The organism is Paenibacillus jepli, from assembly GCF_047238105.1.
GTDB lineage: Bacteria > Bacillota > Bacilli > Paenibacillales > Paenibacillaceae > Paenibacillus_D.
The window spans coordinates 65660-79866 of the sequence record NZ_JBDFMD010000002.1; the positions used below are offsets into that span (position 1 = coordinate 65660).

Sequence of the window (14207 nt, forward strand, 5' to 3'; positions counted from 1 at the left end):
TGGATAAATGACCTTTCCAAAATCTAGTATACCCCAAAGAATAAAAAATTGGTAGAAAAGGTCAGGATTTGCTACTTTTACTCGTTATATAGATAGGAGCCTACTTAGGAGGTTACCTTCGTTTTTGAAGTGAAATCTTTTCTAAAGGAGGTTGGGGGTTGTATATTTTTGGAACCTAAGCAACATTTCTCAAGGATGAATCGTTTAAGTTAACAAGAAGCCGATTCACCGAGTGCTGTACAGGTATTACACTCAAAGGAGGCTAATTTAATGAAAAGAAAAGTTAAAGTTTCGATGGCGTCGCTGGCTTTGGTAACGGCATTCAGCTTGGCTTCGGTTACCAGCGCGGATTACAATGCAGGAGGACGCTCCTCAGCTCAATTCAACGCATGGTATGATTCTTCTGTTGCAAGCTATGGGTATACTGGGATTTACGATAGTGCAAGGGCTAGTTGGGGGGGGATTTCTTCGCGTGTTGCCGTTGGTAAAACTACGTCTTCGGCTGGAACACCCGATAAGTATTATGTGGGAACTACAACAGATCCAGAATTAATGGGTTTGGCTAGCTACTTTAATGCTAGTGGGTCGCCAGTCTGTATAACATGCACTAGAGCGTATACCACTGTTGCTCTGTACAATAATAACCTCCCAAACAACTACTCATATAGACTAAGTGCAGCAATTCATGAAATCGGACATTCCCTATCTTTGGCACACACATCGAACGAATTAACAAACTCAGTTATGCAACCATGGCTCCAGAATATAGGGGTTCAGCAGTACGATATGAATCAGTTAAAAGCAAAATGGGGCGTTTAGTACAACCAATCATTCTAAGACTAAAATGATTTTACAGGAGGGTACAAAATGATTCAGAATTTAAAAAGAAATGCACTTTTTTATGTGCTGTCTCTCGCTGTTATTGTAGCAGTATCTTGGTATTTTACTTCTCAATCCAATGCAAAGTCTAGCACTAGTAGTCCAGCGCAACACGGTATGGTTTCCGAGGATGTCATAAGTTTCGATGTTCTTAAAACTAGGTACTCCGGTGCCGATGAGATGGATGAAAAAGCCGGCTTAATTATTAGAGCAATTCCCACCAAAGAATTTGCTGATAGAGACCATGTAACAACAACGTTCAGCGACGGAGAGATTCAGGACTTTTATACGTTTACTGAGTTGACCGTAACGGATATTTTAAAGAAACCTGATGATTTAGATTTGCAATCAGGTGATGTATTTCGTGTAATTGAAACCATTGGATACAACGACCCGGCCACAAAAGAACAAAAAATAACGAGAAATGATTACGCTGAAATGCAAAAAGATAAAGAATACATTGTCTTTTTGCATGCAAATAGCGAAGGTGACTATGTTGTTATGAACTCGAACCTTGGTAAATTTGATTTAAGCGGCGATCAACCTGCAATTGATCCATCTGTTAAATTTACTGAAAGTGAAGATCATTCTCAAGAAGAATATCAGAGATATTTTGCATACATTGTTGAAAAATATAATCTGAAATAACCTTCGCAAAAATTTGGCCATTGAGACCAGTGGAATAACATTAACATGTAAGAAAAAGCGGCGCTTTATGAGCTGCTTTTTTTGTTCCGAAAAGCATGCTTTTTGGGATACAGAAAAAAAGCCTGTAAAAGTGTTTCAAAAAGTCCTATAATTGCTTTAGGGATGTTCCGAAAATAAACACCACTTTTTGAAACGAATTATAGGAGGATCACGGTTTGAAAATTGCTTATGGAAGGGTTTCATCCAAAGACCAAAATCCTCAGCGTCAAATTTTGAAGTTTAGGGAGCTTGGGGTAGACGAGCGGTATACATTCGTGGACAAACTAACCGGCAGAAATTTTGAACGCCCGCAATATCAAGCGATGCGCCTACTCATTCGAGAAGGGGATTTAATTTACCTGGATGCCCTGGATCGTCTTGGGCGGGACTATGATGGCATCATACGCGAATGGAAATACATCACCCGTCAACTGAATGCCGATATCGTCTGCTTGGATAATCAGGAATTGTTCGATTCAAGAAAATTCAAAACGATGGGAGATATCGGGAAATTACTTGAAGACCAATTTTTGAGCATGCTGGCTTATGTAGCTGAACAAGAAAGGAAGAAGAATCGTGAACGGCAAGCGGAAGGGATTGAGGTGGCCCGCGCTGACGGAGTGAAGTTCGGACGTCCCAAACATGAAATCGATCAGAATTTCATTCAGTCCTACGATTCATGGAAAGGTGGGGATTTTACCGCGAAAGCCGCCATGCTCAAACTTGGCATGAGCCGTACGACGTTCTATCGCCGCGTAAAGGAATATGAGGAAAGATTGAAGAAATAGTGTAGCAGTCAATCGTTCTGAAAACATGACCAGTGGTAATCCGAGATGATGTAAGCAATATCATGAAACCGGCAGGCTAAAATGTAAACAGACATCCCTTTGTGATCCGGACAGACAAACGCGATACGTTTACATTTTAACGGGAGAGATCCGCTGAATCGTAAACAAAGGGGAGAAGTAATGAAGAACACAGGGATCGTTCGGAAAATTGACGAGTTGGGACGAATTGTCTTACCGATAGAATTAAGACGGGTGTTGGGGATAGAAGAAGGTGACCCTCTCGAAGTCTTTGTAGACGATCAAAACGAAAAAATTCAATTTCGTAAATACCGAGGTCAAGCTTGTTACTTTTGCCCCTCGACTGAAAATTTGAATTTTTTTCGCCATAGTTTTATTTGCTCAAATTGTTTGAATGAACTAGCTAGAAGACATATACCTGAGAGCGAAACGCCACAGGCACCGGCCAAGCGTAGACGTAGTGGGGATACCTTGAAGAGGTTTGTCACCATCATCGAACAAAATCCCCAGGCAAGCCAAAAAGAGTTAGCCTTATTGGTTGGGGTTTCTCAAGGCAGAATAAGTCAGCTCAAGAGAGAAGTGCGATTGCATGAAGATTGACTGATCCTATAATTAGGAATTTTATCTGGCCTGTTAGCGATGAATTGCTTGGATGACAAACTGGTGCAAAACGGAATGACTGAGCGGCTGGAGAATTCTGAAACTATATGAGTTTGCACGTAAAATCATGAATCATTTATAAGGCTAGGGACGTCAAAGAATATAAGGGAGGGATTGGATGCTTAACAAGACTTGGAAATCTGTTGTTATTTTGGCCATGATGTTTGGGATATTCGGTTATTTAGCGCCTGAGACCGAGGCAAATGGAACAATCAAAATCATGATGAATGGTAATATTGTGGAGACGGAAGTTCCCCCTATGATTGCGGGCGATCGCGTAATGGTTCCTGTTCGCGCCGTCGCTGAGGCACTCGATTTAGATGTGCGTTGGGATGCCGAACACCAAGCGGTTATGATTGGTGGCACGCCTGAGATTGTGACGGGGGTACGCACATCAACGAGCGTCATAAGGTTATATGTCAATCTTGAACGGGTAGAAACCGATGTTGCCCCTGCAATCGTTCAAAGTAGGGTTATGGTGCCTTTACGCGTCATAGCAGAGCATTTAGGCTTAGATGTGGCATGGAATGAAGGGGAACGCACGGTTTACGTTGCAAAGATTGATCAGAGTATGAAAGATCATTTGAATAGTGAGGACTTAAATGAAGCTAGATCCGCTGCTCTGACTCTGCCCCAAACTCGTTACTGCCAACTATAGAGTCAAATGGATTAAACACCAGTACGCTTTTGGTGTACTTCCCAGAAGGGCAATCCGATATATATTTTTTCTCTCACAAGCTGGTGTTATAAGTGGCTATGAAGTTGGAGAGAATGCGGCATGGAGAGTTTGGTCAGGCAAATTTTAATGGAAGGATCCAATGAGAGTCCATTATTTTTCCTTCCAGGACAGGGTTTAACAGAAGAAGTAGCAACAAGGCTGCGGGGACAAACAAGCATGGTGTACTATGAGATCTCAACTCATGCGGGTCAGGCGATCAACAAGGAAATGTTATCGAATTGGGTACGCAAGAGATGAATAACATGGGAGATATTTTCCCGATAGAAGAAAATAAATAAAAAAAGAACCCTCTGAATCAGAATCAGAGAGAGGGTTCTTTTTTTTCTTATCTGGCCTGTCAGCGATGAATTACGTGGCTGACAAACTGGTGAAAAGCAGAATGGGTGAGAATGATTTGAAATTATTTGCACCGCCAGGGGATTGGATTGTGTCATCCCAGTTCACATAAGAAATGCCGGAACTGTTGGCACGTAGCTGTACATATGAAAAACTGGCTTGGCTGTACGTATTATTCCCGGTCTCTTCCACGCCGTGAACCATTTTAATTACATTCGTTGTTCCCAATCGTCCTGTTTGTACCGGGAAGTTTTCATAAAATGGTTGGTTATTCAATTACAACGTAATCATGTAGCGAACCGAAAATGGGCAACACGCTAATCATTCTTAAGAACATTCGTTCGAGACAACTTCTTGTCTTTCACAGATGGTATGATGGAGAAAATACAGCATTGAGGTGGGATGGATATGATTCTAGTCGTAGAGGTCAAGCCCGGTCACAGACCGGAGATGAAAGAAATTGATTTTTTGATAATGGGAAGCTATGGCGAAAAACTCTTTAATGGATCGAGACGTGATCACGCGAATCTAGGGAATGACTTGTATGTGACGGTCGGTGATTCTTCGGCACTGGATGGACTCCCCTTTAACTTTACGCTGACCAATGGCAGCGCAGAGGATCAGGTCTACGGAGCCGCCGTGTTTGTAAAACGAATTTGGGAACGGGACGGAGAGACCTTCGATCCGTATAAGGCATTGCTACCGGGTGAAGCCGCTGCTATCGTGGAACTGTTCAAGCGTAACCGGGGGACGTTCGATACGCGAGAGCTATACAAATTGCTTGGCTGGATGTAAACGGATTGGTCGCCAGCGCTGAACGATCGGCGGTGGCCATCGATTCAGATGTAAACGGGCTTTCGGCACCCAATCCCTTAAATGTAAACAAAATGCGCGCTGCAGCTCGGCTGCCGGCGCGTTTTTTGTTTACACAGTTTTCTTGACAGGAGCTGAAGCTTTAACGCGTTGTGGATGATGTGATGTGGGCGATGGTTCGAAAGGGTATTCGAACGCGTTCTTCGTTGGTGTCAAGCGTTAAGAACTGATTTAAGGGATCGCAAGATCGACTTATCCGATAGCCTGCCGCAAGCGATTGTTAAGTAAATACTTCACCGTAACAGCTTCCTGTCGTGTGTGGCTTTGGGAGACAATGGCGTCCAATTCCTCTATATGAAGCGAGCCAGAAGCAATTATATTATCCATTTTATAAGAGGGAGGCCGAAGAATTGAAGCAGATTTGGATGGTTCGAAAAATAGACGAGCTTGGTTGTGTAGTTCTTTCTATGAAACTGCGGCGAACCATGGGTTAAATTATGATATCAGTAACATTTAACACTTAGAGGCACAATATGACTCCTACTTCTTTTTAGTTCTTATTCAAAAAGGACAATGGTATAGCATTCGCTATGGCTCTATTCCCTTCGTCATTCGGATGAGCTTTGTCTCCGTAATCGTAGGTGTGAAGAAGTTGGGAGGGATTTTGCGGATCAGTCAGCGTTTGATCTAGGTCGATGACCAGATCAAAATTAGTGTTTGCACGAATCCATTGGTTCACTTTTTGGCGCACTTGTTCTCGTTCCTTCGTAAAATAGGCCGATCCACCAAAGGGCGTAATGGTCGCTATGGCCATGTTGATCTGTTGTTGTTTTCTATTCACCCGATCAGCTAATTCTTTTATGCCTTCGATTAGTTGCTCTGCGGTGATGTCTCCGAAAATATCGTTGATACCGCCATGAAAAATAATGCCATTCAATCCTGGCTGCGAAAGCCCATCCCTTTCTAAGCGATCCAGCATCCGTTCGCCTGCGTTTGCTAACCCTAGTGAGGCGCCGAATTCAATATGTCTTGCATCTCTAAGTATCATGTTTCCACTTAGTCCAGCATTTAGAATCGTGAGCTGTTGATTTGGATTGGCTTGAAGAAATCTTTGTTGTAACAAATCTGGCCAACGGTTATTGGTATTTAGGCTGGAAGCATACCCCTCTGTAATTGAGTCGCCCATCGCAATGAAGAGGGCTGGATCGGCTTCCATCATGACGTCTAAAGCCGTTAGCCAATAATACGAGTGTATTGTTGTATCAAATAAGGCAGCATCATTTGCTTTTGTCTTTTCTCCTTCTGCGATATACGTAGATCGAGCGGGAGAGAAATGCCATGTGGAGGCATTAGTATATATAGGGGTAAACAAGCTGATGGCAATATCAGCGTTTGGGTCAGCATGGAACATTATATTGTCACTATATACTTCCGCACCTACCGCAATAACAACCTTTGACATTCCTTCAAACGTGACATCGACTATCGTTTGATCTTCTATAAGTTGATTATTTCGTTGGCTTGCAAGCGTCACGTTATCCAGAGTTAAAGGATAAGTCCCGTACAGATTGGAGAACTTAAGACGCCATAGCGTACCGTAAGCATGAGGATGTACCACCATACGGATCGTTTGATTTTCAAATGAAACATGTGATAAGGTCTGACCAAAAAAACGGTCATCAAATGAAGCTTGGCTTGCGTACCACACTCTTTGCCATTGAGACATACATGATGCCTCCTTTCTTATCGAAAATATGGAATCCCTCAACTTTACATAGGGAGAGGGGGTATGTTAATCTGTATATAAAGGAGCTGATTCAAATGGATAATACGATACTTGAGGCCGCCTCATGTGACCATACATCCTCTACAGAGCGGAAAAGTCATCATTCCGAAAAAACAAAGCGCAGCTTGGTTCATCGACTGAATCGTATTGAAGGGCAAGTGCGCGGAGTGAAAGGGCTGATCGAACGAGATACGTACTGTGATGATGTACTGAATCAAATTGCATCCATTCAATCCGCCTTGAACGGTCTAGGGAAACAGCTTCTGGAACATCATTTGAAAAGCTGTGTGATTGAACGAATTGAAGAAGGCGATCACGAAGTTCTAGATGAACTTTTAACTACCGTAAACAAGTTAATTAAATAAGCAGAAAAGGGGGATACTTATACAAGCAATCCCCCTTTTTTACTGGACTTATACAGCCATTTTGCGACATGCTTCCGCACAACGGAAACAAGCTTCGGCACAGCGTTTGCAATGTTCGTGGTGTTCGTGCTTGGCACATTCGTTTCCGCAAGCTTCACAAATTTCAGCACACAACTTGCAAATTTCTTTTGCGAACGGACTATTTCTAGACATAGCAGCAGCGGCGAAGGCGCAGATATCCGCACATTCGCGATCCAGACGAATGCACTCGGCCATCATCTTAACGTCGTCTTCCTTGAGGCAAGCATCGAAACAGTGATTGCATTCTTGCATACATTTCAGGCATTCTTCGATACATTGTTTGAATTGTTCGTGCATTGTTTATTCACTCCTTATTTTTAGGTTCGTGTATAGTATACCCCAGTTAACTATATATAAATCATCCACTTGACATATATACTATAGGGGGGTACACTACTAGTGTATAATGAACAAACGAATAGGAGAGATTTTACATGAAAAATATAACGTTGAACGTAACTGGCATGTCTTGTGGTCACTGTGTTAATTCCATTGAAAGTGCCCTGAAAGAAGTTGGGGTGGAAAGTAAAGTAAACCTTAGTGACGGCACAGTTGATGTTTCCTATGATGAAAACAAACTTTCGCTTGCGTCCATTAAAGAAACCATCGAAGAACAAGGTTATGGTGTGGAATAAACAACAAGATTATACAATATGAAGGTAAATGCGAGGTGATTGATGATGTCAAAGCAGGAAAGTTTACAACAAAGCTCCATGCAAATTACAGGCATGACGTGTGCCGCTTGCGCTAACCGAATTGAAAAAGGGTTGAGTAAGATGGAGGGAATCAAACAAGCGAATGTGAATTTTGCAATGGAACGAGCCACAGTAACTTTTGATCCTTCTCAAACGGACATGAGTCGAATGGAACAGAATATTCAAAAGCTTGGCTATGGAACAGTGAAAGACGAAATCGATTTACAGCTGACCGGCATGACCTGCGCCGCTTGTGCAACCAAGATCGAAAAAAGCCTTAACAAGATGCCGGGGGTTACAAAAGCTACCGTTAATTTTGCAATGGAAACCGCACATGTGGAGTACAATGCTTCAGATGTCGCGGTGTCGGATATGCAGCAACGCATTGAAAAGTTAGGGTATAAGGCACAGCCAAAACAGGAGCAGGCCGGGGGAGAAGATCATCGTCAAAAAGATATTGCCCGCTATCGCCGTAATTTTTTGATTTCAGCCGTCCTTTCTTTCCCATTGTTATGGTCGATGGTGACCCACTTTTCGTTTACCACATGGATTTACATGCCGGATCTTTTTATGAACCCATGGTTTCAACTAATCCTGGCAACCCCGGTACAGTTTTATATCGGGAAGCCTTTTTATGTTGGCTCGTATAAAGCGTTGCGCAATAAAAGTGCCAATATGGACGTGCTGATTGCACTGGGTACGTCGGCTGCTTATTTTTACAGCATCTATCTAACCTTCGAGTATATAGGCTCTGCTCACGCTGGGCACCAACATCCGGACTTGTACTTTGAAACAAGCGCCGTTCTTATTACGTTGGTCGTACTCGGGAAATGGTTTGAAGCTAAAGCGAAAGGCCGGACCTCCGAAGCGATTAAGAAGCTGATGGGACTCCAGGCAAAAACCGCGCTGGTTATACGAGATGGACAAGAAATGTCGATTCCGTTTGATGAAGTAACGACTGGTGATGTTGTATTGGTGAAGCCGGGCGAAAAAGTGCCGGTGGATGGTGAAGTCATGGAGGGCACATCCGCAGTAGACGAATCCATGCTTACGGGCGAGAGTCTGCCGGTTGAGAAACGACCGGGCGATCATGTCATTGGTGCAACGGTGAACAAAAACGGGCGCTTAAAAATGAAGGCAACCAAAGTCGGCAAGGAAACAGCATTGGCTCAAATCATTAAAGTGGTGGAAGAAGCCCAGGGCTCCAAAGCGCCAATTCAACGCGTAGCCGACCAGATTTCCGGTATTTTCGTTCCGATCGTTGTCGTGATTGCGATTGTTGCCTTTGCGGTATGGTACTTCCTTGTAACGCCCGGCGATTTCGGCGGTGCACTAGAAAAAACCATTGCGATCCTCGTCATTGCGTGTCCGTGTGCGCTTGGCTTGGCCACGCCAACGTCTATCATGGCTGGCTCTGGACGTGCCGCAGAAGGCGGCGTACTGTTCAAAGGCGGCGAGCATTTGGAGTCCACGCATAAAATCGAGACGATTATTTTGGACAAAACCGGAACGATCACCAAGGGTGAAACTGAATTGACCGATGTGCTTGCCGCAGGCATTGAGGAAGCCGATCTAATGCGACTTGTGGGTTCTGCGGAGAAAAGTTCGGAGCATCCGCTTGCCGAAGCCATTGTCGAAGGTATAAAAGAACGCGGCATCGAACTGCCTGAACCCAGTGAATTTGAAGCCATTCCGGGATACGGGATTCGTGCGGTGGTAGAAGGCAAGGAGATCCTTGCCGGTACGCGACGTTTGATGGCAAAATACGACGTGGACGCGGAACAGGCTTTTGAGGATATGACTCAGTTGGAGCATAACGGAAAAACCGCCATGCTGATTGCGATTGAGGGTCAATATGCCGGTATGGTGGCTGTCGCAGATACGATCAAGGAAACATCGAAAGCGGCCATTGCACGATTGAAGCGTCAGGGACTGGAAGTCATCATGATTACCGGTGACAACGAGCGCACCGCGCAAGCCATTGCTAGCCAAGTCGGAATCGAACAGGTATTGGCCGAAGTGCTGCCGGAAGGTAAGGCTGAAGAAGTGAAGAAGTTGCAAGCACAAGGTAAGAAAGTTGCGATGGTAGGCGATGGTATCAATGACGCCCCGGCGCTCGCGATGGCCGATATTGGGATGGCAATTGGGACAGGAACCGATGTCGCCATGGAAGCCGCCGATATTACCTTGATGCGCGGCGACCTAAACAGTATTCCGGATGCGATTTTTATGAGTCGTAAGACAATGCGCAATATTCGCCAAAACTTGTTTTGGGCGTTGGCTTATAATTCGGCGGGTATCCCTATTGCTGCCATTGGACTGCTTGCCCCTTGGGTGGCGGGTGCGGCGATGGCCTTCAGCTCTGTGTCGGTTGTTCTTAACGCCTTGAGACTCCAACGGGTAAAACTTTAACAAAATAGATCTAAATTTAAAAAGAGAGGAGAGCATTCACATGGCACTGAAAAAGTTTGCCGTCACACCTGGATTCGGTGTAGGCGGCACACTGTTTCAGCCCCGTCAGCTTGCCTTGATAGGCGAGATCGTGGGTATTGACGCTCAAATTGAAATGACACCCTTCAAACAGCTATATGTAGCGGTAGATGAAGTGCGAATAGAAGAGGTCAAACAACAATTGCGTCAAGCAGGATTGGATGTGCAGGAAGCCGGATTTTACACGAAAAACCTCATAGCTTGCAACTTTTGTCGTGGGGAGCAAGAAGCCGGACTAGACGTTGCCAAAACACTGGATCAGGTGGTTGTCGGTCATCCCGTTCCAAGTCCCCTAAAGATCGGTTATGCAGGGTGTGCGCTAGGTACAAGCGAGCCACTGCTCAAAGACATTGCTGTGGTGAAAATGAGGGATACATTCGATCTTTATGTAGGTGGAGAAGCAAAAGGGTTAAAAGCGCGGCTTGCGCAGCTCTTGTTGTCTGGATTGACGGCCGATCAGCTTAATCCTATTCTTTTAATCTTAATTCGTGACTTTCAACAAAACGGTAAAAAGAAAGAAACCTATGCACGTTACACGGATCGAATGACGTTGGATCGGTTGCGTGAGATTGTTGAATCGGTAGAGTGAAGGCTCAGAATAAATGGATACATCAGAGGAACGATATACTTTCTAACATGTTCCTCGAACAGGATGGCACACGCCCATCCTTTTCTCTTTTTATCGTGTAAGAGTGACAATATAAAGGAATGGCAGGGATCGTCATGAAAACCATCTTAATTGTTGATGACGAAGCAAATATTCGCGAGGTTATCCGATCCTATTTACAAAACGAAGGATTCCGGACGATTGACGTGGAGACAGGGGAGGAAGCTCTTCAGTGTGTCCGCAGTCAACCGGTGGATTTTGTGATTCTGGATTTAATGCTACCCGATATGGAGGGTGAAGAAGTATGTCAGGCCATCCGGGAAATTCATTCCGTTCCCATCCTTATGCTCACAGCTAAAGTATCTCAAAGTAATCGCATTGAAGGATTAGCGGTAGGTGCGGACGATTATGTTATAAAGCCTTTTGACCCGAGAGAGGTCGTAGCAAGGGTTCGAACGATATTACGGCGATCAGATGATGATGTGCTGCTAGCCGACCGTTTATCGTTTAATCAAGGCGAATTGATGATTGATTCCCTGAAGCAACAAGTCTTTCGCGCAGATGAGCTGGTGAACTTGACACCCAACGAGTACAAAATTTTGCTTTTACTGGCCAAATATCCACAACGATGCTTTTCAAGGGACGAGCTGATTGAGCGCGTTTTGGGTCATGATTTTGGAGGCGATATCCGTACGATTGACCAGCATGTGAAAAATCTCCGCCACAAAATTGAAAGCGACCCGAAGAATCCGGTTTATGTTGTGACTGTATACGGTTTCGGATACCGATTTACAGGTGGAACGTCATGAATCGGAGACTCTATACGAGGTTTGCATTCATTATTATAGGAATCGCTGCGGGTATTGTTCTCGTTTCAAGTGTGATTCTTATTTTCACTACACACTATCATTTTCAGATGTATCAAACGCAAGCGACTGTCATGGATCATGAATTAATCGAGCTGAATTACCATTTGGAGTTAGCCCTATTGCAAACGATTCTCTGGACTTGTTTGGTGGCCATTGTACTGGCGATCGTGCTTGGTTTTTATGTAGCGAAGCGGATCTCGTCCCCACTCGTACATATGAAGCATGTGGCCGAAGAGATGACAGTTGGCCAGTGGCATGCCCGTGTTTCTCTTTCTGGCAAAGACGAAATGACCGAGTTGGGAGCATCCATCAATACTTTGGCGGCGCAGCTACAGCACCAGGAACAGCTACGCGTGACGATGACGGAAAATATTGCCCATGAATTGCGAACGCCGTTGACAACTCTGAAAAGCCACATGCGGGCGCTTGAAGACGGCATTTGGGAGCCGACCCAGGCACGCATTCATACCTGTTATGAAGAAATTGAGCGCTTAACCGAATTGGTCGCCGAACTGGAGGATTTAACCCAGCTTGAATCACCTGGTTTTCAATTAGTGCGAAAGGAAGTTCGCCTTGTTGAGGTCATTAAACGGGCTGTCCATCTAGTCGATGCGTCATATCGGGAGAAACATATTCGTTTGGATTATTCAGTCGATCCAGATATTCGGGTTTTCATTGATCATGACCGGATGATTCAGGTTTTGGTGAATTTGCTAAGCAATTCGCTTAAATTTACACCCAATCATGGCGAAGTGTATATCTGGGCAGGAGAAGAAAATGCGACAATTCAAATTGCGGTAAAAGATTCGGGGGTTGGGATTCCTCCGGAAGACCTACCAAACGTGTTTGAGCGTTTTTACCGGACAGACAAATCACGAAGCCGAAGAACCGGGGGAAGTGGACTCGGTTTAACCATTGTGAAACAACTCATTGCTGCTCATGGCGGATCTATTCAAGTAGAAAGCGAGCAGGGAACAACCGTTACGATTCAACTTCCCAAAATCATTTAATGGATCTACACAAGTTCTTCAAAAGTGTACGGTAGATTAGGCATGTAGCAAACTATGAAAGGGTGACGAAAAATTTTATGGGGCATAGAAGAGGGAGCGATAATGAATCTTAGAGAGAATTCACTGGAACCCCAAGGTTAGCCTCACAGGCATCGAAAGGAGAACAATAGTGAAAAAAGTTATTTTATCCGTGTTAAGTGTTGTGATATTTTTTATGTTTAGTTTCGAGACCGTATCTGCTGGCACGAGCAAGCTATCAAAAGCGGTAAATGAAGTAGAAGGAACGCCATATAAGTGGGGTGGTACTACCACCAAAGGATTTGATTGTTCCGGTTTTATACTCTACATCTACAAACAGTTTGACGTGGAACTGCCAAGAACATCTAAAACACAGGCTCAAGTAGGTTCTGCAGTTGCTAAAAAGAACTTAAAGCCAGGAGACCTTGTATTTTTTGATATTACGGGCAAAGGAATCTCTCACGCGGGAATTTATATCGGCGATGGAAAGTTTGCGCACTCCTCCAGTAGTAAAGGCGTCACTGTTAGCAACCTGTCTCAAAGTTATTGGGCTAAAACGTATGTAAGCGCCCGGCGTCCAGTGGCAGAAAAATCAATGAGTAAGTTTATTTAGTCCAAGAATTGGACAAGCCTATTGGGGAAATTTCAGTCCTCACTTCTCATTGGGAAGGGGGACGATATAATAAAGCGAAGTCACATTGTATGATGAGAAAAAATTAGGGGACACTTTGGAAGTTGAGAGATCCATTCCGATAAAGGAGCGACAGGAAATGAAAAAAATGTTGGTTTTACTAAGTATCGTGGCCACATTGGTCTTAAGTGCATGCGGTAATGCGAATAACAACGTAGGAAATGAACCGAACAATGTAAACAATGGGATGCAAAATGGTGGGCATAACGGTCATGCCGACATGGATCATTCCAGTTCAGGCGAGGTTCCGGAAGGGTTGCAAGAAGCCTCCAATCCGACTTTCCCTGTGGGAAGCGAGGCGGTCATTACAGATGCGCATATGAGCGGCATGAAAGATGCGGTAGCTACGATTGTAGGTGCTTATGACACGACAGTATACACTGTTTCTTACACCCCTACAACCGGCGGTGAACGGGTAACGGATCATAAGTGGGTTGTCCATGAAGAAATCAAAGATGCAGGCAGCGAACCGTTCAAGCCCGGCGATGAAGTGATTCTGGAGGCTGACCATATGAGCGGCATGGAAGGCGCTACAGCGACGATCGATTCCGCAGATCAAACGGAGGCCTACATGGTTGATTTCATTTTAACGACAACCGGGGAAGAAGTGAAAAACCATAAGTGGGTAACGGAAGATGAGTTGGCATTACCATAGAAAAATGAAAACCATAAAAC

The 14207-nt window shown here is 44.4% G+C and carries 16 protein-coding genes; 14 read left to right on the forward strand and 2 right to left on the reverse strand.

What is annotated here, in order from left to right:
* The first annotated feature begins 270 nt into the window (after positions 1 to 270).
* The 6 genes from ABC336_RS31700 to ABC336_RS31725 all read left to right on the forward strand — a co-directional run bounded on the left by ABC336_RS31700 (position 271) and on the right by ABC336_RS31725 (position 4902).
* Complete coding sequence (locus tag ABC336_RS31700; RefSeq protein ID WP_413242731.1) at positions 271 to 819, forward strand: matrixin family metalloprotease; 549 nt, start codon at positions 271 to 273, stop codon at positions 817 to 819.
* A 48-nt stretch (positions 820 to 867) separates the two neighbouring features.
* Positions 868 to 1527 (forward strand): hypothetical protein, encoded by a 660-nt coding sequence (locus ABC336_RS31705; protein ID WP_413242732.1) that lies wholly within the window; start codon positions 868 to 870, stop codon positions 1525 to 1527.
* Between the two features lie 215 nt (positions 1528 to 1742).
* A complete protein-coding gene (locus tag ABC336_RS31710) occupies positions 1743 to 2354 on the forward strand; it encodes a recombinase family protein (protein WP_413242733.1) in 612 nt (203 codons plus the stop codon).
* 180 nt (positions 2355 to 2534) lie between these two features.
* Positions 2535 to 2972 carry an AbrB/MazE/SpoVT family DNA-binding domain-containing protein gene (locus ABC336_RS31715; RefSeq protein ID WP_413242734.1) on the forward strand — a complete coding sequence of 146 codons (438 nt, stop codon included), beginning with the start codon at positions 2535 to 2537 and terminating at the stop codon, positions 2970 to 2972.
* Positions 2973 to 3150: 178 nt separating this feature from the next.
* Positions 3151 to 3690, forward strand: coding sequence for a copper amine oxidase N-terminal domain-containing protein (locus ABC336_RS31720; RefSeq protein WP_413242735.1), 540 nt, complete (start codon positions 3151 to 3153; stop codon positions 3688 to 3690).
* A gap of 825 nt (positions 3691 to 4515) precedes the next feature.
* Positions 4516 to 4902 (forward strand): HAD family hydrolase, encoded by a 387-nt coding sequence (locus ABC336_RS31725; protein ID WP_413242736.1) that lies wholly within the window; start codon positions 4516 to 4518, stop codon positions 4900 to 4902.
* Positions 4903 to 5470: 568 nt separating this feature from the next.
* Here ABC336_RS31725 and ABC336_RS31730 read toward each other — a convergent pair.
* Positions 5471 to 6646 (reverse strand): GDSL-type esterase/lipase family protein, encoded by a 1176-nt coding sequence (locus ABC336_RS31730; RefSeq protein ID WP_413242737.1) that lies wholly within the window; start codon positions 6644 to 6646, stop codon positions 5471 to 5473.
* Positions 6647 to 6741: 95 nt separating this feature from the next.
* On the opposite strand from ABC336_RS31730, the gene ABC336_RS31735 reads away from it, so the two are divergent.
* The gene (locus ABC336_RS31735; RefSeq protein ID WP_413242738.1) at positions 6742 to 7071 is read left to right on the forward strand and encodes a metal-sensitive transcriptional regulator; all 330 of its coding nucleotides are present in this window, start codon (positions 6742 to 6744) and stop codon (positions 7069 to 7071) included.
* A 48-nt stretch (positions 7072 to 7119) separates the two neighbouring features.
* On the opposite strand, the gene ABC336_RS31740 is transcribed toward ABC336_RS31735, so the two are convergent.
* Positions 7120 to 7449, reverse strand: coding sequence for a four-helix bundle copper-binding protein (locus ABC336_RS31740; protein WP_413242739.1), 330 nt, complete (start codon positions 7447 to 7449; stop codon positions 7120 to 7122).
* Between the two features lie 137 nt (positions 7450 to 7586).
* Between ABC336_RS31740 and ABC336_RS31745 the strand changes: the two genes are divergently transcribed.
* From ABC336_RS31745 to ABC336_RS31775, 7 genes are all read left to right on the forward strand, one after another.
* A complete protein-coding gene (locus ABC336_RS31745) occupies positions 7587 to 7787 on the forward strand; it encodes a cation transporter (protein ID WP_413242740.1) in 201 nt (66 codons plus the stop codon).
* 45 nt (positions 7788 to 7832) lie between these two features.
* Positions 7833 to 10259, forward strand: coding sequence for a heavy metal translocating P-type ATPase (locus ABC336_RS31750; protein WP_413242767.1), 2427 nt, complete (start codon positions 7833 to 7835; stop codon positions 10257 to 10259).
* 40 nt (positions 10260 to 10299) lie between these two features.
* Entirely contained in the window at positions 10300 to 10926 is a 627-nt protein-coding gene (locus ABC336_RS31755) for a nitrite reductase (protein WP_413242741.1), read from the forward strand.
* A gap of 134 nt (positions 10927 to 11060) precedes the next feature.
* The gene (locus ABC336_RS31760; protein ID WP_413242742.1) at positions 11061 to 11753 is read left to right on the forward strand and encodes a response regulator transcription factor; all 693 of its coding nucleotides are present in this window, start codon (positions 11061 to 11063) and stop codon (positions 11751 to 11753) included.
* Positions 11750 to 12823, forward strand: coding sequence for a sensor histidine kinase (locus ABC336_RS31765; RefSeq protein WP_413242743.1), 1074 nt, complete (start codon positions 11750 to 11752; stop codon positions 12821 to 12823). Before ABC336_RS31760 ends, ABC336_RS31765 begins: the two co-directional genes overlap by 4 nt.
* Before the next feature lie 169 nt (positions 12824 to 12992).
* Complete coding sequence (locus ABC336_RS31770; RefSeq protein ID WP_413242744.1) at positions 12993 to 13454, forward strand: C40 family peptidase; 462 nt, start codon at positions 12993 to 12995, stop codon at positions 13452 to 13454.
* A gap of 157 nt (positions 13455 to 13611) precedes the next feature.
* Complete coding sequence (locus ABC336_RS31775) at positions 13612 to 14187, forward strand: YdhK family protein (RefSeq protein ID WP_413242745.1); 576 nt, start codon at positions 13612 to 13614, stop codon at positions 14185 to 14187.
* Positions 14188 to 14207: the final 20 nt, after the last annotated feature.

Bases quoted from the DNA above. Each gene is read 5' to 3' on its own strand.
- ABC336_RS31700 (WP_413242731.1), top strand. From the start codon at position 271: ATGAAAAGAAAAGTTAAAGTTTCGATGGCGTCGCTGGCTTTGGTAACG.
- ABC336_RS31705 (WP_413242732.1), top strand. From the start codon at position 868: ATGATTCAGAATTTAAAAAGAAATGCACTTTTTTATGTGCTGTCTCTC.
- ABC336_RS31715 (WP_413242734.1), top strand. From the start codon at position 2,535: ATGAAGAACACAGGGATCGTTCGGAAAATTGACGAGTTGGGACGAATT.
- ABC336_RS31720 (WP_413242735.1), top strand. From the start codon at position 3,151: ATGCTTAACAAGACTTGGAAATCTGTTGTTATTTTGGCCATGATGTTT.
- ABC336_RS31725 (WP_413242736.1), top strand. From the start codon at position 4,516: ATGATTCTAGTCGTAGAGGTCAAGCCCGGTCACAGACCGGAGATGAAA.
- ABC336_RS31730 (WP_413242737.1), bottom strand. From the start codon at position 6,646: ATGTCTCAATGGCAAAGAGTGTGGTACGCAAGCCAAGCTTCATTTGAT.
- ABC336_RS31735 (WP_413242738.1), top strand. From the start codon at position 6,742: ATGGATAATACGATACTTGAGGCCGCCTCATGTGACCATACATCCTCT.
- ABC336_RS31740 (WP_413242739.1), bottom strand. From the start codon at position 7,449: ATGCACGAACAATTCAAACAATGTATCGAAGAATGCCTGAAATGTATG.
- ABC336_RS31745 (WP_413242740.1), top strand. From the start codon at position 7,587: ATGAAAAATATAACGTTGAACGTAACTGGCATGTCTTGTGGTCACTGT.
- ABC336_RS31750 (WP_413242767.1), top strand. From the start codon at position 7,833: ATGTCAAAGCAGGAAAGTTTACAACAAAGCTCCATGCAAATTACAGGC.
- ABC336_RS31755 (WP_413242741.1), top strand. From the start codon at position 10,300: ATGGCACTGAAAAAGTTTGCCGTCACACCTGGATTCGGTGTAGGCGGC.
- ABC336_RS31760 (WP_413242742.1), top strand. From the start codon at position 11,061: ATGAAAACCATCTTAATTGTTGATGACGAAGCAAATATTCGCGAGGTT.
- ABC336_RS31765 (WP_413242743.1), top strand. From the start codon at position 11,750: ATGAATCGGAGACTCTATACGAGGTTTGCATTCATTATTATAGGAATC.
- ABC336_RS31775 (WP_413242745.1), top strand. From the start codon at position 13,612: ATGAAAAAAATGTTGGTTTTACTAAGTATCGTGGCCACATTGGTCTTA.